Raw genomic sequence first — 19454 nt, 5'->3', positions numbered from 1 at the left:
ACCTAGGATTTTACAAATATTTTCCCAGCGTAACTGCTTTTTTCTGATTAATAACTTAATTATTCCACCATAACATTATGATAAACTTCTTGGACATCATCAACTTCATCTAACATGTTTAGCATTTTTTCAAAACGTTCAGCGTCTTCACCTTGCAAACTAATACGTTCATGAGGTAACATTGTGATTTCTGCCATTTGAAACATTGTAATTCCACTCTCATCTAAGGTTGTTTTAACACTATTAAAGGCTGTTGCTGGAGCATAAACAACAACTTGGCCATCTTCAGCAACAACATCAGTAATATCACAATTAGCTAACAATAATAACTCAAAAATTTCTTCAACCGTTTTACCTTCAAAGGCAAAAACTGCTAAATTATCAAATAAATGCGTTACTGCCCCATTGACTCCTAACTTCCCACCAGTTTTTGTAAAACAATTACGAACTTCTGCTACAGCACGATTAACATTATTTGTTAAAGCATCAATAATAATTGCACTACCCCCCGGCCCATAACCTTCATAGCGAATTGCTTGGTAGTTTTCATTATCATTGCCACTTGCTTTTTTAATTGCCCGGTCAATAACATCGCGGGGAACTTGTTTTGATTTTGCTTTATCAATTGCATTCCGTAATGCTAAATTAGCGGTCGGATCAACACCACCCTCACGGGCTGCTAAATAAATTTCTCGTGCCACGCGGTTATATAACACCGCTTTCTTCGCCGCGGTTGCTGCCATTGATTGTTTTCGAACTTCAAATGCTCTTCCCATATTTGTTCTCCTTAAATCCTTATTTTTTCCTTATATATTATACAATAAAATATAAGAAAGTTATTTATCATAACACATTAAATAACCATTTTCATTACCATAGTATTGTGGAATTGTCCGAACAATCCGAAAGCCATACTGTAAATATAACTTTTGTGCTGCAAAATTATGTTCATTTACTTCTAGAAAAACACTATTAAAAGAAAAATGGGTTAACAAATAAGTTAACATTTTACCACCTCATCCTTGTTGCTGGTGTGTTTTTTTAACTGTGAATTTAATAATTTCAAAGTCATCACCACTATGCATTAAAATAAAATATCCCACTAAATTATTATCAAGAACTAACTTATAAACAAGATAATTAGGATTATTAATAATTTGAATTAGATTCCGATATTTATAATAATGTTGTGGATAGTTTTCTTGTTCTAATAAAAATAATAATAACCCATCTGTATTGTTTCCTGGTTTAATTATCATCATTATCCTAATGCTTTCTTAATATAACGTGGTTCTAACACAAAAATATCATCAACGAGATGGAAATGGTTTTTTAAAGCTTGATAATTTTGACAAAGATCAATTTCTTGTAAATCACTACGAAATTGATAACCAGGAAATTGTTTACTAATTTCTAAACAAGTTTCATAATCAATGACTTGACTTGGAATGATTTCTTGACCATTACTAAGCACCGCAAAGTAACGTTGTCCTCCGCGCGCATCTAATATTGAAACAACATTATCTAATCCCGCTTGATATAATAAGGTATTAATAATTGATACTTGTACAGTCGGGTTTATTATTTTAATTGTCTTCACAATTGTCATTGGAACACGAATCCCCGTATAACTCCCTGGTCCTGCTGTTAAATAAAAATGGTTAACATCTTTTAACTTAAAATGATATTTTGCTAATAATTCGTTAATAACTGGTAAAGTTTCTTCAGTATGACGACGAGCATTATTTTGATGAACATGGCCAAGAATTTTGTTATCTTGTTCGAGAATTAAGGTTAAAAAGGTAGTACTCGTATCAATAAATAAGTTTAACATTTTATCCCTCTTTTCCTAAAGCATCCTGTAATGCCATATTATTTGTTTTAATCGTAAAAATCCGTTCTTGATTGCTTTCAATACTAATCGTAATTTTAATTATTTCATACTGATCTGTTAAATACTTACTAATTAAACTTGGCCATTCAATAATATTAATGCTATTTGGGAAATAATCAAAATACATTGCTCAGTCTTCTGTGTGTGCTAGTTCTAACAATCGATAACAATCCATATGATTAACAAGAATGTTGTTGGGTGTTGTATATTGATTCATAATAATAAAACTTGGTGAAGTAACTGGTTCTCTTACTCCTAACGCTGCTAGCAAGTACTTTGTAAAAGTTGTTTTTCCCGCTGCTAAATCCCCTTCTAATAATAGACATCCATTCGGTTGTAAAAACGGTGCTATTTTAATCGCTAATTGTTTTGTTGCCTGTTCATCTTTTACCACTATTTTCATAATATCCCACTTTCTATAAATAATTATATCTAGGAATTAATTATTGTGCCATACTTTCCCAAAAATATGTAATAATTAAAATACAGAAAAAAGAGAAAGGTTGTTATAAACTAATGAAAGATATTTTAATTATTGGCGCTGGTCCAGTTGGGTTATATGCTTGGAGTTGTACGGGAATGTTAGGGCTAACTGGTTATATCATTGAAGGAAATGATAGTCCGGGAGGTCAACCCTGAGAGTTATATCCGGAAAAACAATTATATGATATGCCTGGTTTTGCTGAAATTAAGACAAGAACTTTTATTGAAAACCTGATAACTCAAGCTGAAAGAAATAGTAAGCAAATAACTTATTTTGGTAAAACAAACATTTTGACAGTTGCTGAAACCAATGATGGCTTTACCGTTACTTTAACAAATAACGAAGTTATTACCGTTAAAACAATCCTAATCACTAGTGGTAATGGTGTTTTTACCCCAATCCGGTTAGAACACCTTGACGCTAGCCAAGAATATGCCAACTTATGATATGCTGTTAAAGATTTAACTACTTTAACTAATAAAAAAGTTGTGGTGCTCGGAGGCGGAGATAGTGCTGTTGACTGAGCAAATCATTTAGTGGAAGATAACATTACTAATAATGTTACAATTATTCATCGGCGCGAATTATACCGGGCTAAAGAAAGTAGCGTGCAAAAACTGCAGCAAAATAAAATTACCGAACTAAAACCGTATCATATCAAAGATGTTCAAGTTCACCAACACCAAATTACATCATTAACTCTTGAACATGAAAGTAATAAAACAACATTAACCTTAGCCGCTGATTATTTTATTGTTCAGTATGGAGCCAAAGTAGCTCCAACAATGTTAGACCAATTTTCAGTAGCTACAACCCCAATGCGAAAAATTATTATTCAGCCAAGTGGTCAAACTAGTCATGCTCATATTTTTGCAGCAGGAAATTGTGCTTATTATGACGGAAAATACTATAATATGGTAACAGGCTTTGGTGAAGCAATTAATGCTTTATTTAACATTACTAAAATCATTCATGGGAATAAATATCATCCTGGTTATTTAAGTGATATTAAGAAATAACAATTAGACTTTATTTGCAAAAAGAAAAAAATGTATATAAAATATACATTTTTTTAGTTTGATTAAAGGATTTATGATCCTTTTAATTTATAAATTTCTTTTGGTGGTTCATCCTCACTTATTTTCTTCGTATTTTGGTGTAAAGCTTCTTCGCGTTCTCATAACTTCTGATAAGGCATTTCTGGTTCAGTTAGGGTAATAAAATCATCCTCATATTTTTTCTGACGAATTTTACGCATTTTATCCTGACGTTTTGTTCAAATCTTATGAATAATTGGTAAGCGTAAGAAAATGCCTCGTACTGAGCCTGGTGCTCATAAGATGGAATTACCAATAATGACAAATAACGAAGCAAAGATTAACCCGAAGAACATATTTAACAGTTTTTGTCAGCCCCAAATTGGTTGTAAATTGTCATTATAAATTCCCATTGGATTATATGCTTTTGTTAAAAATAAGTAGTTAACTAAAATAGCAATGACAATTGGAACTAATAAAATCATTCAATTTCGAAAAACCCCTTTAAAATTACTATTGTATGTTAAAAATAATCAATTATAAAATCATAAGTATAAAAAGCGTAAAAAGCTAATAAAGCATGTGATAATTAAAATCCCATATAAGGCTGCAGAAAGATCATTAACCAAAAAACGAAAAATTAACGCGGTAAAAAAACAAAGGACAATATTAATAACTCCAATGACAAAGGTTGGAATCGCTGTTTGTTTATAATTTGCTTTGGCATATACTAACACATTTGCTGGTTCAGCTAAGACAATAAAAACAGAACTTAATGCCACTAATAATGAAAAGGTTGGTTGATAAAAAATGTTTTTAAAAATAGCAATTTCTTGTGGTGTTCAAGTATTAAAGGCTGTGGCACTATTAATTTGATCAAGAATTTGAGGCGCATATAATGTTGTCACAAAGTATGGTGATAAAATAAACTGGTTAACAAACAAAAAACCACCAATCATAAAGGCATACGTTTCAAACTTAATATAACTATTTCAATCAATCCGACCGTTTTTTGCCGTTCAGGCGGCAAAAAACTCACGAAAGGAATTAATTAAAATCATCATAATACTACGAACCCCAACGGTAATTGTCATATATAATGATAAAGTTGAAGAAACTCGTAACCCTAATAATAATGCGGTAATAATAACATCACCGTTAATTAATAATGTTTCACCAATATTTTTTAAAACAACAATATTACTTGATTTTACTAATTGCATATTATCTTTTTGCCGAACAATCCGGATTCATGGATAGTGGAATTTAACAAAAACGTAAATCAAACTTCCTTTCATAATGGAATAACCTAAAAAAATTAGGAAGACAAAAATCGGATCCACTGTACGAGAAATCAAGTAAAAAATAACTGAATAGGAAATTAAATCACAAATCATCAAAATTAAACGACGCATATGGTTGTTCTGATCAGCTTGCATTAAGTTTTCATAACAAGCAGTTCAAAATAACGCGATTAAGTTTTTAGACCCAATAATTACAATAATTAAGACCATTTTTCATAACGGATAACTAATTGTTTGATTATTTCATGAAATATTAAAATTATTTTCAAATAAGAAAATATAAGTACTATACCCAATCGCAATCGCTGCTAATAAAATTGCTCCAACAATCCCCGAAATCTTATACTGATGTTTTGCTGTATTAACCATTTCATTTGCTTTAATTCAATCTTTTTGTAATAGTGGTTTCATTAAAAAAATGACGGTAATGGCTCCTAATCCACCTTCAACAGTTCCTAAGAAGGAAACAATTGCGATACTATTCTTAACAAACCCGTTTAACTGGGAACCATAACTACGAATTAATAAGTACATTAAAATAAATTGAAAAGCAGTTCCAATTAAAGAAGTAAAAGCTCCAATTAAAATACTAATAATTCCTCTTCTTGTTGACAATTACTTCACCTCTCTTCACTCTTACTCATAGTATTATTCTATAATATTTTCAGGTATTTTAATAACCTTTTCATTTAAATATTCTAACGGTGCTGGTAGCTGATGAAAGGTTAAGGTTGTGGCATATAAAGCAATTAAATATGCTTTGGTGACTCTTGTTGCCCCATATTTAACATCATTAATAATTGGATGTTTTAAATAACTTAATGAGGCTCGAATTTGATGCTTGCGCCCGGTTCCTAATGTTATTTCTAATCAAGTTGTATTGTTTGTTCTTTTTACCACTTTAAAATAAGTAATTACCTGTTTGCTATTAGGTTGTGCTGTTAACTTAAAAATCATCTTTTGCTGTGACTCATCTTTTCATAAATAACCTTTTATAGTAAACTCATCTTCACTAATAATTCCTTCACATTGAGCTACATATTTTTTTTCAATTGAACTTTTCTGGTTAATTTTTGTTAATAATAAATCTAAACTAATTTTATTTTTAGCATATAAGACTAATCCTCGTGTTAACTTATCTAACCGGTGAACATGGGAAATAACAAATGATTGTTCAGTTGCAGGTTGATATGCTCCTTTTTGAATTAAATAATTTTGCACCATCCCATCTAATGAAGTATGAAACGTGGAATGCATTTCAACCCCGTGTGGTTTATCAACAACTAAAATGTTTTGATCTTCATATACAACTGTTAACTCGTCTTGTTCAGTATTATTTGTTGTTATTTGCTGCTTTCGTTCGGTAACTACTAAGTTTTTATCAAAAATTAAAATTTGATCACCTAACTGTAACTTATAATTTCGTTCCTTGATAACTTTATTATTAACTTTAATCTTTTTATTTCGAAATAACTTATAAAGAACTGATAATGATGTTGTTTGAAACATTTTTTTCATAAAATTAAAAATTGTTTGATTAACATCATTGTCCTTAACCGTTAATGTAATAATTGTTTTTTGTTCCATACTTTCACCCAATATTGTTTTTCTAACAATATTATATAATGAAAGTTTTATTTCTCTGACAAAAAAACATCCTAATTGTTATTTAGAATGTTTATCTCCTTGTTGTTTTTTTGCTTCAACTTTTAAAACATTAGTTTTAATTTCGTCAATTTCAGCAATGTCAGTAATTTCATTAAATAAATGATATAACATATAATTTTTTTCTTTTTCTTTGTTCGCAAAATGTTGTTCAAAGAAAGCCGCTGTTTCATCAATGATTGTCATTAATTGATAAGCTTTTTTAGTATCAATACTATTAGTTGATAATGGTCCTTTGACTAAAGTTGGTAATTGTGTAACAAAAGTATAGTCTTCCAACGCTTTTTCTCTTTCAGTATAATAAAAGATTCGAAAGGCACTCACTTTGGCTCCAATTGTTTTAATTGCATTCCGAACCGCAGTCACTTTTGTTGATAACATGTTTTTAATAAAGACCGCAATAATAACAGTAATTGTCCCAATTGGAATAATAATTGATAAGATTAGATCTAAATCAACCCCAAATTTTGTGGAAAAAATTGCTTTAATTAAAGTATAACCATTTTGAATTAATAACACTGTTACAAAGAATGAAAAATTTGTTGCTTTTCATCATTTGTGGGGAACTAAAACTTCGGTTTTTCGGTTTAAAACATATCAGAAGAAATATGATACTAAAACCAATAAAACACCATATGCTAAACTAATTAAGGTTGTTAAGAAGTTAAAGAAACTAAAAATAATTGTTAAATTTGTTAAAAAACTTAAGTACATACGCGGGTTAAAAATAACATAATCATTAGGAAAATTTGTTGATAACCCATAACGTCATTCAAAACTACGACGTTGAGCTAATTTAATAATAATCACAATATAATAACATAACGCAATCAAGGCAATCATTGCTGTAATGAATAAATATGAATATGCCATATTAATATTCGTTGCCCGTTGATTTCATGCCACACTTCAATCCGTTACACTATTATTTGTCCCAAAAAAATTAAATGATAATAATGAAAAGTCAATCAATGGATATGTAATACTCATTAAATTCTTATAAATTTCTTGGACTTGTTCTGGTGTTTTTTGCCCTGCGGCAATTTGTGCTAAAAGTTGTGAAACATTATTTTCACTATTAATTCGTTCACGTTCATTAATAAATAAAACTAAAAATGTAATAATAATCGCAGTAAAAATAATTCAAAAAATCATTGAAACTAAATACTGCCCACCAACTAAACCAGTTGGCTTTTTACTTTTTGTCATCAACATCACCCTATTTTCTATTTATTTTAAAAATAAAATTATAATTACTATAAATTTGTGTTTGATATTATATTGATATGAAAATATTGATTTTTTTATACTAAATTAATTATACCAAAATAAGTGGATAAATACAAATAATTATTTCATCCTATCCCCTCCCCTCTTTTTTTCAATTAATTTAAAATTTTTAGCCAATGGAAAATAAGTATAATACTTATTTTTTAATTGATCAATTAAATCCCCAACATATGTAATAATAAAGTCACATTGAAAATAGTAAACACCATAGACCACATACGGATCTGCTTCATACCTGCTTACATAAAATGGTTCTGGTAATCATTTAGTATCAATAAATTGTTTAAGTTGAAAATCAAATATTTTAGTTTCTTGATTATTAGTAAATATTATCTCTAAAGATTTCTCATTATCTAGATAATATGAATATAAGTCATTAAAAGAGCTACTATATTCCGGGCGAAATTTATTAAATTCTCCTATTAATCAAGACCCATGTGTAATAGCTATTAAATCTTTTCCCCCCATTTGGCTTCTTTTACTATATCAAGTTTTTCTTCTGTTGTATATCTTTGTTTCAAAATAAAATATCCTGCTACTTTCATTATAATTTTACCTTACAAATTAGTTGTAAAGTTAATTATTCGTCCAGTTTTAGGATATATTTATTAATTGTGACTTATTAAATATTACTCTTGTTATATATCTTAAAAGAAAAATATAGTTTTTATCACTATATTTTTCTACCAATATTTATTAAATTCAATTTTCAAAACGATAAATTTTATCAATAACAGTATTAATATCATTATCATAGAAAATGAATGGGACAATTTGCCCTGATTGGGCAGTGTAATTATATAAATACATTGTTTTTTCTAAAGTATTAACATTCGAACTAAGTTTAGCATTTGTTTTAACAGCTTTTAACGCTAAATCTTGCGATGGAAAATATATAAATTTACCTGGGTTATTTACATCATCAATTCGATAAACACTATATCTACCATCACTAATTGTTAAATCTCATGAACGTTTAATATTAGAATTTCAAATATTAATTTCATTTTTATGAATAAACTTAGAAGTTAATTGAATTTTATTTGTTAATTGTGCAATAGCATCTTGGGCACTACTTGTTGCTAATTCTTGGTTACCAAAAACATCATAGGCAATATATTGCTTACGTAAAGTTTTGTTATCATTAATCAGCTCTTTTTCTTTTGCTTCTTGTAAAGTTTGTGCTAGCATTCTCCCATCACGATCAGATACATCTTGTTCTGGACCATATGAGTACATTATTTTAGTTTGAAAATTACCTTCTAAATATAAGAATTGATCTAATTGCTCTTTTGTTGCTAAGAAATCTGGTCTTAATTCATAAAATGTTTTGCCCTCATATTGAACTGGTTTTGCTAGTAATTTTTCTTTAATTGGAACTCAATTTAAGTAACTTTCAATTAATGATTGGCTATAACCTTTATTATAGTTTACATCATAGGCTTTATCTTTATAAATAAATCCTTTTGTCCCTTGACCATCAAAGGTAGTATTTTTAATATAATTCCCTTTTTTAATATCATCGTAAGTTACTTGGCGATTATTATCTGGTCCAAAATTAGTTAAAACACTATTATAGTATTGATCATATCATTCCGAAAAGAATTTAGTTTTTTCCTCTGTTGTTATGTTTGCAGAAGAAAATACTCCTTTTTTCTCAGCTGTTACATCAATAAATTGGTCATCATGTTTATTTTCATTACTATATAACTTAATTTTTCCAACTGATTGATCAACAAAATTATAAGAATCTAAGTCCGGTGCTTTTGTTTTACCACCGGCATAACTTCATTTAGGAACTAAGTTAATTCTAATCTTAACCTCTTGGCCATCTTGAATTCCATCAAAATCATGTGTTTTATAAAATCGGCCAATAGATCAACTTCCTTCTGAACCTGTGTTTCAAGATACATTCTTAAATTTATTAATAAAATCAGCACCACTTTTTACATTTATATTTCTTAATTCAATAGTAATAGATTTACCATTGTCATAATCTGTTCCATTTAAGAATTTTCCATTTTTATCATAATATTGTACCGTAACTCGATTAGAACCAGTTCCAGCAATTGATAATTTATATTTCGTTTCTGTTGTAGTTACTGAATCATAGTAATCACCGTTAAAGTCTTTTTTAAGATCTTTTTTTAGTAAATCATAGATTAGTTTACTATCTCCTTTTTCAATAATTGGTTTTACTAGTGGTTTATTTGTTAATGATTGATTAATATTGGCATAATATCCTTCATCCATTAATGACACTAAAGCATTAATGTCTTTGTCATTGAAAGCATTATAATATTGATTTTTAAACATGTAGTATATTGATTTATTAATTTTCATGTTATATTTTTCATTGATTTTGGCTTCTTCTGGTGAATCAAATCAATAGAATCCGTCATAACTATATTGAGGTTTTACTAATCCCGCATTAGTATAAGTATCTAAAGCTGTTTGACGAGTATAAGCAATATTTCCAAAAGCATCACGATATAATTGTTTAAAGTTATCTAAATTAGCATCATAAATTTTTGTGTCATCTAATGTCATATGTTCATAATTTTTAATTATTTTGTTTGGATTAGATGATGTAATTAAAGAAGTTACTTTATTGTTTTGCAATAAATATTCATTTAAAGCTTCATCCGAATAAAATGTTTTACCATCATATTCACTATAACTAACTTGTCCATTAAAAATGCGATTAGTTAGAATGTCATCCACTAAAACTTGTTCATTAATTTTTCTTTCATTAGTAGCTTCCACCGTTGAATAATAAGTTACTGATGCAACTGATGGTGAAACTGATATGATTGATGAAGCTATTAACATTAATTTTAACATTTTAATTCACAACCTTTCCTTTAACTTCACTTGCTTTCACAGGTTCTAAGTTTGCATTTACTCATGCGACAAAATCATTTTCAGAGAAGAATTCATGTTTACCAAACCCGAAAGTATTTGATGTTGCATCAAAGTTTAACACTTGATAATTAATATGATTCATTAAATAATTTCATGCTTGTTCATATGACATAAAATATTTTAAGTCGCCATAATAATTCATTTCATAAACATCAAAGTTAATTCCCATATGCTCTGATAAACTATCATATGATGAAGAAATGATTAAATCACTATTTATAATTTGTTTTTGATCAATAACTTCATTCTTATTAATAAAATCAATTATTTCTTCTTTTGTTTCAGTAATAATTTCTTTTCCGGTTCTTGTTTTATAACTATATGAAACATCAAAGTTTGATTTTGCTACATTTTCTGCTAAACTAGTTAATGCTTCTTGTCTTGTTTCAAAATAATTACCGAATCCATCTAAAAAGAATTCTTTCTTATTAGGTTCATAATATAAACCAAACATTTGGTCAACAAATTTATTTTTTTCTTCACTTAATTTCGAATCATAATCAGTTTGATTAATACAATTTTGATCGTCTGTTGTTGTTCCACAAATATTAGCTTCACTAATTTCTGATGGTAAAATATATGGAATATCTTTTGCCATAATATTTATTAGTAATTTTTTATTTGGAACATATCTTTCCGGATGTAAATATATTTGTTCAATTAAATCTTCTTTAGCATTTTCTTTTGATAAATAATAATGATCATTAAATTCATATAATTTTTTATCTTTAACACTGCCATCACTTGGTAACATATAGTTCAGTGGTGATTCTGTTAACTTAGTTACAACTGAGTTTGGTTGTGCTGAAGTTAATTCAATATTTAAAATTGGAATTTTAAAAGTTGGCACAACATAGTACAATGAATTATTTTGATCAATTTTAAATTCCATTGTTTTTAATGAAATAAAACTTAATGTTTTTGATAATTCTCATACTCCCGTAATAATATTTGCAATTGGAATAACACCAGCATATGAACTAGGTGCTTTAAAAGTATCCGGTTTAATATGCAGCTTATCTAAAACAACATCCATATTACTATTCACTGAATCTTTTAATTCACCATTCAATTTTTTACGACCTTCTTGAATTGCTTTATCACTACTATTATTTGAACCATACAAATCCTTAAATCCCCCAGCAATAGATGCTCCTGCGCCAATAACATTCATAATGTTATCAACTGCTGATTGAATATTTTCAACGATGTTTAGAATTGCTCGACGTTCATTGTTTTCTTCATAAAATGCTGCTTGATTTAAAAACATGTTATAAACATCATCAAATGATATTTCATTGTTAAGTAACACATTAGCTCCTTTGTTATCATCTTGGTTAGTATAATCTAATAATACTGACATAGTTTCTTTGTTATTATTTAATACTTCCACAATCATTTCTTTGAAGCTTTTTTCTAATATTGTTGCTGTATTTTCTACTGATGAAGCATATACTTTAACAAAAGTTAATATTCGTTTCATGGCTACTAATAGTTTATGAAAATCATTGAAACTTGGAACGGAGATATCATTTAGTCCCGTTGTTGAATCAGCAAGAATTTGGTTAGGAATCTTTAAAGTTTTAACAAGTTCCTTAAAATTATCATTTGTATTTTTAGACAATATATTATTATTACTTAAAAAATCTAAAAATATTTTAAAATCTTTTTGTTCTCATCCATATTGCTTATTTTGTTTTTCATACAGATATGAACTCAGTTGAGAAAATGGCTGCATTGCTGCGCCAATAAAGAATAATGATGGTGTAAATGAACTAACTTCATTAAACTTTGGAACACTTGGCAATTGCTGCGCTGTTTCAACATATTTAGGTCCGATAAAAAATCCATCATTTGAATCACCTTTATCATGTGAAATTCAATATGAACTTTTATCAGGGTCGACTACTTCTTTGACATATTTATCAACAGTATATTGATCAATATTATTCATTACTGTCTTAAAATCTGAAAAGTTATAATCTGAAAAATATTGGCCTTGATATTCAAACCCATTTTTCACACTACTTCTTAATCAATTTTTAATTTCTTGTTCTGTCTCACAAATAGCACCTTGAATATAACAAGTAGTTTTACTATTTGCATTGTCTTCTAATTTTTTCTTAATTGAATTTTCATATAACTCTCTTGCTTCATATTCGTTATAACGAATGTCACCTTCAATGTTATATATTTTTTGGTAATTTTGAAAAGTACTTAGTGCTTCATCTTTATTCAGATATGCACTACCGTCATTACCTTTATAAACTGTTATTGGTTTTTCATATGATGCTGTTAAAACATCACGTGAAAGTTCTCCACTACTATTTAATAGTATATTCACCTGGATTTCTAATAGTTTTTACCGTACTAATTGAAAACTTATCTTTCAAATGACTATTTAATGATTCACGATTTTGGAACACTTCACCATCAAATAAATAATTATTTGTATTATACCCTAATGATCTCGTATCAGCATTATTCATTGCATACCCAATTGCATTTGATCTTGAACTAAAGATTTTGTCATCAAATTTATAATATACTTGTTGTTCGGTTTTATTACTTGCTAATATACACCCTGTCGTAATTCCAGTTGCTCCCAATAAGACAACTGTTGATATTAAACTAATAAATCTTTTAGATTTTCAAATTGGTTTTTGGCCAATGTTAAAAATCTTATCAACTACTTCACGAGCAGACAAAGTTTTTTTCTTCATACATACATTCCTCTGTTTCTATTAAACATAGGAAATTTTTAAAGCTAATTGTTCATTAATAGTTACATCAGAGACAACATCACCTTTTTTTAAATTTATTTGGGCATTTACAACTAGCATATCCTTGCTGTAATAGTTTGATTTTGAACCATAGACATATTCCAACTTTTTATCTGCTTTTATCTCAGATGTTAAAACCGCTCTGACCAAAGAAATATCAATATCTATATCATCTAATATTGAAGGCATAGATTTTACTAAAGATTCTACATTTCCATCTTTCATAACACTGTTATGAATCCCTTTTAACAATAAATTTTTTTTCATATTAAAAATACTTTCATCATTATGAATCTGTTTTACTAAATCTTCTTCCGGAAAATCTACTTTATTTAGTTTTGCATACGAAATATACGATTCCATCATTAAAAATTTTCTATAATCACCATCATAAGCAACTATTGAACGACTATTATTTAACATTTCAGATAAATAATTTAATCTTGCTTTATCATCACTAATAAATGATTTTTCTTCAAATGACATTTGATTTTGATTATCTACTCCTTCAATTATAAACTGCCCAAATGATGAACCATCATAAAGTGCTAACATATCTGACGTTGGGTCTCATATGGGGTTACTTGCCTGTAAATCAGATGCTGGGATATCTTGTAATTGTTCCAAGTTATATCCCACATCATAATTAAAAGTGACTTTTGTTTGTTCCTGAATACTTGATCTTATGTCATTAAAACTCTTAATAGTAACTACTGCTGAAAGCGAAAAGTATGGATATATTTTTAAAAGATTTGGAATATCTTTTATCAACTGTTTTGTTACCAGGTCAGTAACCAATTTATTAAATAATGTTCATCGATTATTAACAATACTATTAGTAAAATATTCAAGATTTTTTTTTGATTCACCATAGTCAATAATTCAGTCATCGTCAAAATTAATTGGTTTTTGTAGTGATTTTTTGATTTTATCATGAATAGTTTCGGTATGGTTAGCTGATGGTGTACAACTCACTACTGTTGTTACACTAGAAGTTGTTAAAACAGCTAAACCCAAAATTGATAATAATTTTTTCATTAATAATATTTCCTTTCTATATTTTGTTATTATTAGCTTTAATATTTCCGTGTTTATACGTAATATATATTGATACATGTTTAATATTTTGATATTTGATACTTTAATATAATGTATTTATTAAATTAATTCGTCCCATATTATAAATAATTTAAATTCTAATACATAATTAAATCCCGACATCATATGTCAATAAAATATTAACATATTATTTTATAAAATAAAAATATAATATTAAAGATTGAATAAATTATGTGGTTGTTTATGGGATATAAATTTGATGTTTTTCCTGTATTAATTATATATCACCAATAAAAAAATTAATATTTCCAAAATTAAATATTCCATCTTCTATTGAACGATAGTTTTTACTTGTAAATATCTCATATATATTCTCCTTATAATTTATTTCATTCATTTTATTTCATAATTATCTTTTCAAAATTGGATCGCTTCTTTCAAAACTTCCACTTTAATTTGATAATATCCTTTGCCAGAAACTGTTCTTTTATATTCTAACAATGCTGGTGGTTTATATACTAATTTTTTATCCCCTCAATTAGATCATTGTAATAAATCGTTGCGATATGCAAACCAACTTTTATTCACTTTATCATATTCGACCTTATTAAGAAATTCAATCATTCTTGCATATCAATTATGTCTGGTATGTACTTTATTTATTGTTGGCATAATTAATCCAATTCTTCATCTCAATTATATATCATTATATTATGTACTATCCTTTCTTTCTCCTGTTTCATATGCTGTTTCAGAATTAAACCCATTTTGACCTGTTGCTTTAAACATTTCAATATAGTGCTGTTCTAATTCAATTAGACACTCTTCTAATTCTTTTTGATAATCTTTATCTGTATTTCTATAAAGATTTTTAGGAAATTTTATTAAGATTGAAATTTGTAGTTTATCAATAATGCCATATTTTTGTTCAAAAATATACTTTTTAAGCCTAGGGGGAACTGAATTGGCAAGATCTTGCTTAAATTTTCTACCATTTAATTGATGAATAACTTTTCATAATGATTTATAATGTTCTTTTATCCGATCATAAAATGAATCTTTAGTCTGGCCAACGTAAACTCTAAATGGATTTAGAGTAAAAATTGCATAAATCTCAAAACATTGAAATAGCTTATCATCCATTTTTTTAAATTCATCAAATTGTTTTAATGTCCATGTTCTATTAAATTTGATATATTTAATTATGTCTAATTTTTGTTTGCCTAATGAATCATATAATTTATCTGCTTTTTTCCTGCCATAAAACTTATTTAAAAAGATTAATAATTTTTGCAAAACAAAAAAAATTTAATCTTTATATCCATATTTCTCCTTTTTCAAAATTAATATATATGTTGCTACCTAGGCATATTATAACAAAAAATATGGCTTGCACCATATTCTGACATTATTTTTCAATATTTTATTGAATTACAATTTGTTTTTTAATAAAATCAATTGCCCAAATTAAATATTCTAAACTCTCATAAATTATTTTACTTTCAAAATTAGAAAGTACTTCATTATTTGCATGAGCAACGGTTTTTTGATTTCTAACATCTTGTATTTCATCTATAATTTTCCCTAAATTTGAAAGAATTTTATTTTCTTCTTGTAAACGCGATAATGTATTATTAACAGCACTTTCTATTTTTTTCTTGACTAAATAAAAATTCATTTTGTTTTTCTCCTCTTTTTTTATTTACTTCATATTTTTTGTAATTATTTTTCATGATTGTCATATACCAATATAAAAAACACGTGTCAGACATTTAAAAATGTCTGACACGTGTCATTGGTCATCTACAATATAAATTGTACTATGAAATAAAAATATGAAAACTATAATTTTCTTATTGTACTTAATTTATTTTTATTATTTGATATTGTTCAAAAATCTCATCCATTATTTCTATTCCCTGATAATATTACACTAGCATACGAAACAGAATTACAATAAAGATCTTTATTTAATGTTAACTGTTTTTTGTTTTTATCTTTTTCTTTAAAAAGAGCATCATCATTTTCAAAAATATTTATTAATTTTTTTGAAATGTTTTTATTTTCCAAATAATTCATAACTTTTGTTCCTTTTTAATAATTACAGAATTATCAGTTAAATTAAATAAAGCTTTTACTACACTTTTATCATTGAAATTATGTTCAATATCAATAAAATTATTTTTATCTCGAATTTCAGAATCAATTATATCCTCAATTTTTATATTATTATTAAGTTTTTCAAATCAATCTTCTTTAATCAACTGAATAAAAGTTAAAATAGTCTCTATTTCTAAATTTAATAAGTATTTTTCCTCCGAACTTCAATTTGGAGTATTTTGACCACTGTTATTATTTTTTTAAAATAAGTATATTTTTATTATCATTTAATTTGTTAATAAAAATTTTTTCAAAATATTGTAACTCACTTTTATTAAATATTTGCTCTTGATCTTTTGAACTAATTATTATAATCTGTTCAACTCATTCTTCATTATAATAATGCTCAAAATTATTAGAACGTTGAAAAAAATTAATAGTTTCTCCAACATAAAACTGAAAATTATCATTTTCATAATCATATCCTTTTAAGATATATACCAATGGTTTTGATAATCAATCATTGAATATTTCAAAAGCTTCAGATGAATATTTTTTTTGAAAAAACATAACTTTAATACGCGATGATACTGACGATACTTTTGAAAACTCATTTTCGCCATATTTTAATATCTCTATTTTATTTATTCTACCCATTTCTGTAACTCCATATAATTTTATACTTGTATTATATCTAAAAAATAGAAATATCACAAATATTATTAATAACCTTAATTAATTTTCATATTTATAATATTTAAACAAAATATTTCTAACTCATCAATAATGTTTTCGTGCTAATTCAGTATCATTAACTCAAGGCAAAATTTCTTGATTCTTTTTTTCCTCTGCAATTGCAACATTTATTTTATGAAATACATCTAAAATTTGTTCTTTTGAATAATGTCGAAAAAGAGTATTTTTTATTCATCAATAATGCTTATGATCCAATTTATTATTTAAATTATTCATATTTTAATTACTCTCTTTCTTTATTTTTTGTGCTAATTCTTGATCAATAATATTTAATGCTCTTAATACCATACTAGTCTTAGCATTTACTATTTAATATTTTTTCAAACTTAAACTAAAATATTTAATAAAATAATTTTTATAATTAAACTATTATTTGTTTTATCCGTTATACTTAATACAAAGTAGTAAGTTCCATTAGCAAATTAATCATAACAGGAGGTCATAATGATTAAAGTAAATGAGGTAACAAAAAAATATGGTGAAAAAATTGGAAACTTTAAAATTAATCTTAATATTAATGATGGTGAAGTATATGGGATTTTAGGGCCAAATGGTGCTGGAAAAACAACTTTAATTCGTCAAATAATGGGATTTATCAAACCAGATTCTGGTGTAATTTTAATTAATGATTTAAATCCATGAGATAAAAGTAAGGAAATTATGGAATATACTGGTTATGTTGCTGGAGAAATTAGTTTATATGAAGACTTAAAAGGAATTGAATATTTAAAAATGATTTTTAAGTTTCGGAAAAATCTTGATTGAAGTTATGTTGAAAAATTAATATTACATTTTGAACTTGATACAAATCAAAAAATTAAAAAAATGTCAAAAGGAATGAAACAAAAAATTGCTTTAATAGCTGCAACAATGATTAAACCAAAAATTTTAATTTTAGATGAACCAACAAGTGGCTTAGATCCAGTTATGAAAAATCAATTTAATGAATTAATTTTGAAAATGAAAAGCAGCAAAGACACTACAATAATTATTTGTTCGCATATCTTTGAAGAAATAACTAAACTTTGTGACAAAGTTGGTTTTATTAAGGACGGGAAATTAATAGAAGAATTAGAAATTAAAAATGCTGATATTACTAAACTAGAAAAACATTTTAAAAAATTATATGTAAAGGAAAGTGTTTTATAATGAAAACAAATTTTTTCTATGAAAATTTTAATATTATAAAAAATCATTTGCGAATTAATTGAAAACTAATATTATTTTTTGGGCTATTCTGAGTAATTATTACAGTTGCTTTGATGGGAATGACATTAATATCCCATGTTGAAGGTGTAAAAACACCAGTTATTGGAATTTATGATGTAAATCTTAAAACAGGAACTTCTACAGTAGGTGATGCTCTTATTTCAATTTCACAAATGTTAAATTGAGCCTTATTTGCTAGTCCGGCACTTGTTTATTATTCAATTTTTACATTGATTTTAATTAATAGAAATTTTATGAAAGAAATTAATGGTGGACAAATTAGTTTTTGATTAACAATGCCCTTATCAAGAAAACAAATTTTAGGATCGAAGATATTGTATATTATGTTGTCTAACTTAATAATTTTTATTCCATCATGAATTATTATTTTAATTTTTTCTGGAATTAGTTATGATGCAAATAAGTGATTTGGTTATGTTTTTCTTTATGGTTTGCAATTTATTTTATTTGTTTTCTTATTGATTGTAATATATACCTTGATTTCAATTTGTTTAATTGAAAAAACAATGGTTGCAAATATAATTAACTCATTAATTACATTCTGAATGTTAGTATCTTGAATAATATTATTAATTTATGATATGAATCCAACAGGTTATACGGGGTTAGAATATATTAAATATATTTCTTTACAATCACTAATAGTAATTCCATTAAAATTTTCAATAAGTGATATAGCTAATGAAGTAATTATCCCTTTAGATAAAAATAAAATTTTGTATTTATCAGAACATAAATATTTAGGATTTAATAAAATTGCAATCGCTATTTGTACAATAAGTATCGTCTTTTTAACATTTAGTTTTGGATACCTAGATTTGTTTTTGTTTAAAAATAAAAACCTAAAAATATAAGACTAAATTTGACTTATACTTTAGATTTATAAATAAAATAATAATTGTAAAATAACATCAAATATTATTGATA

The 19454-nt window shown here is 26.6% G+C and carries 21 protein-coding genes; 3 read left to right on the top strand and 18 right to left on the bottom strand.

Annotation, left to right across the window (positions count from 1 at the left end; translation table 4 throughout):
- Positions 1–59 precede the first annotated feature (59 nt).
- The 4 genes from E7Y35_RS07030 to tsaE are packed head-to-tail and all read right to left on the bottom strand — an operon-like array spanning position 60 to position 2297.
- Complete coding sequence (locus E7Y35_RS07030) at positions 60–776, bottom strand: YebC/PmpR family DNA-binding transcriptional regulator (protein WP_283272278.1); 717 nt, start codon at positions 774–776, stop codon at positions 60–62.
- Positions 777–836: 60 nt separating this feature from the next.
- Complete coding sequence (locus E7Y35_RS07025) at positions 837–1262, bottom strand: GNAT family N-acetyltransferase (protein WP_283272277.1); 426 nt, start codon at positions 1260–1262, stop codon at positions 837–839.
- Positions 1262–1834, bottom strand: a complete 573-nt coding sequence (gene tsaB, locus E7Y35_RS07020) for a tRNA (adenosine(37)-N6)-threonylcarbamoyltransferase complex dimerization subunit type 1 TsaB (RefSeq protein WP_283272276.1) — start codon at positions 1832–1834, stop codon at positions 1262–1264. The genes E7Y35_RS07025 and tsaB overlap by 1 nt, the downstream gene beginning before the upstream one ends.
- Before the next feature lies 1 nt (position 1835).
- Positions 1836–2297 carry a tRNA (adenosine(37)-N6)-threonylcarbamoyltransferase complex ATPase subunit type 1 TsaE gene (tsaE, locus tag E7Y35_RS07015; protein ID WP_283272275.1) on the bottom strand — a complete coding sequence of 154 codons (462 nt, stop codon included), beginning with the start codon at positions 2295–2297 and terminating at the stop codon, positions 1836–1838.
- Positions 2298–2410: 113 nt separating this feature from the next.
- Between tsaE and E7Y35_RS07010 the strand changes: the two genes are divergently transcribed.
- Positions 2411–3397, top strand: a complete 987-nt coding sequence (locus E7Y35_RS07010) for an NAD(P)/FAD-dependent oxidoreductase (protein WP_283272274.1) — start codon at positions 2411–2413, stop codon at positions 3395–3397.
- Between the two features lie 71 nt (positions 3398–3468).
- Here E7Y35_RS07010 and E7Y35_RS07005 read toward each other — a convergent pair whose 3' ends face one another.
- The 14 genes from E7Y35_RS07005 to E7Y35_RS06940 form a co-directional block, all read right to left on the bottom strand.
- Positions 3469–5334: a polysaccharide biosynthesis protein gene (locus E7Y35_RS07005; protein ID WP_283272273.1), complete on the bottom strand. Its 1866-nt coding sequence runs from the start codon at positions 5332–5334 to the stop codon at positions 3469–3471.
- Positions 5335–5367: 33 nt separating this feature from the next.
- On the bottom strand, positions 5368–6306 hold the full coding sequence (locus E7Y35_RS07000) for an RluA family pseudouridine synthase (protein ID WP_283272272.1): 939 nt from the start codon (positions 6304–6306) through the stop codon (positions 5368–5370).
- A 78-nt stretch (positions 6307–6384) separates the two neighbouring features.
- On the bottom strand, positions 6385–7593 hold the full coding sequence (locus E7Y35_RS06995; protein ID WP_283272271.1) for a hypothetical protein: 1209 nt from the start codon (positions 7591–7593) through the stop codon (positions 6385–6387).
- Positions 7594–7734: 141 nt separating this feature from the next.
- Positions 7735–8142 (bottom strand): hypothetical protein, encoded by a 408-nt coding sequence (locus E7Y35_RS06990; RefSeq protein WP_283272270.1) that lies wholly within the window; start codon positions 8140–8142, stop codon positions 7735–7737.
- Between the two features lie 228 nt (positions 8143–8370).
- On the bottom strand, positions 8371–10518 hold the full coding sequence (locus E7Y35_RS06985) for a hypothetical protein (protein WP_283272269.1): 2148 nt from the start codon (positions 10516–10518) through the stop codon (positions 8371–8373).
- Between the two features lies 1 nt (position 10519).
- The gene (locus E7Y35_RS06980) at positions 10520–12943 is read right to left on the bottom strand and encodes a hypothetical protein (RefSeq protein ID WP_283272268.1); all 2424 of its coding nucleotides are present in this window, start codon (positions 12941–12943) and stop codon (positions 10520–10522) included.
- Entirely contained in the window at positions 12924–13322 is a 399-nt protein-coding gene (locus tag E7Y35_RS06975) for a hypothetical protein (protein ID WP_283272267.1), read from the bottom strand. Before E7Y35_RS06975 ends, E7Y35_RS06980 begins: the two co-directional genes overlap by 20 nt.
- Positions 13323–13343: 21 nt before the next feature.
- A complete protein-coding gene (locus E7Y35_RS06970) occupies positions 13344–14420 on the bottom strand; it encodes a lipoprotein (RefSeq protein WP_283272266.1) in 1077 nt (358 codons plus the stop codon).
- 405 nt (positions 14421–14825) lie between these two features.
- On the bottom strand, positions 14826–15113 hold the full coding sequence (locus E7Y35_RS06965) for a hypothetical protein (protein WP_283272265.1): 288 nt from the start codon (positions 15111–15113) through the stop codon (positions 14826–14828).
- A 39-nt stretch (positions 15114–15152) separates the two neighbouring features.
- Positions 15153–15737, bottom strand: a complete 585-nt coding sequence (locus E7Y35_RS06960; protein WP_283272264.1) for a hypothetical protein — start codon at positions 15735–15737, stop codon at positions 15153–15155.
- Between the two features lie 127 nt (positions 15738–15864).
- Positions 15865–16119 (bottom strand): abortive infection family protein, encoded by a 255-nt coding sequence (locus E7Y35_RS06955; protein WP_283272263.1) that lies wholly within the window; start codon positions 16117–16119, stop codon positions 15865–15867.
- A 164-nt stretch (positions 16120–16283) separates the two neighbouring features.
- On the bottom strand, positions 16284–16520 hold the full coding sequence (locus E7Y35_RS06950; protein ID WP_283272262.1) for a DUF4357 domain-containing protein: 237 nt from the start codon (positions 16518–16520) through the stop codon (positions 16284–16286).
- A 273-nt stretch (positions 16521–16793) separates the two neighbouring features.
- A complete protein-coding gene (locus E7Y35_RS06945; protein ID WP_283272261.1) occupies positions 16794–17198 on the bottom strand; it encodes a GIY-YIG nuclease family protein in 405 nt (134 codons plus the stop codon).
- Positions 17199–17276: 78 nt separating this feature from the next.
- On the bottom strand, positions 17277–17513 hold the full coding sequence (locus tag E7Y35_RS06940) for a hypothetical protein (protein WP_283272260.1): 237 nt from the start codon (positions 17511–17513) through the stop codon (positions 17277–17279).
- 228 nt (positions 17514–17741) lie between these two features.
- On the opposite strand from E7Y35_RS06940, the gene E7Y35_RS06935 reads away from it, so the two are divergent.
- On the top strand, positions 17742–18446 hold the full coding sequence (locus E7Y35_RS06935) for an ABC transporter ATP-binding protein (RefSeq protein ID WP_283272259.1): 705 nt from the start codon (positions 17742–17744) through the stop codon (positions 18444–18446).
- A complete protein-coding gene (locus E7Y35_RS06930) occupies positions 18446–19381 on the top strand; it encodes an ABC transporter permease (protein ID WP_283272258.1) in 936 nt (311 codons plus the stop codon). Before E7Y35_RS06935 ends, E7Y35_RS06930 begins: the two co-directional genes overlap by 1 nt.
- Positions 19382–19454: the final 73 nt, after the last annotated feature.

This window comes from Spiroplasma sp. SV19, from assembly GCF_030060925.1.
Lineage (GTDB): Bacteria > Bacillota_I > Bacilli_A > Mycoplasmatales > Mycoplasmataceae > Spiroplasma.
This window is presented reverse-complemented; position numbering and strand designations above follow the sequence as displayed.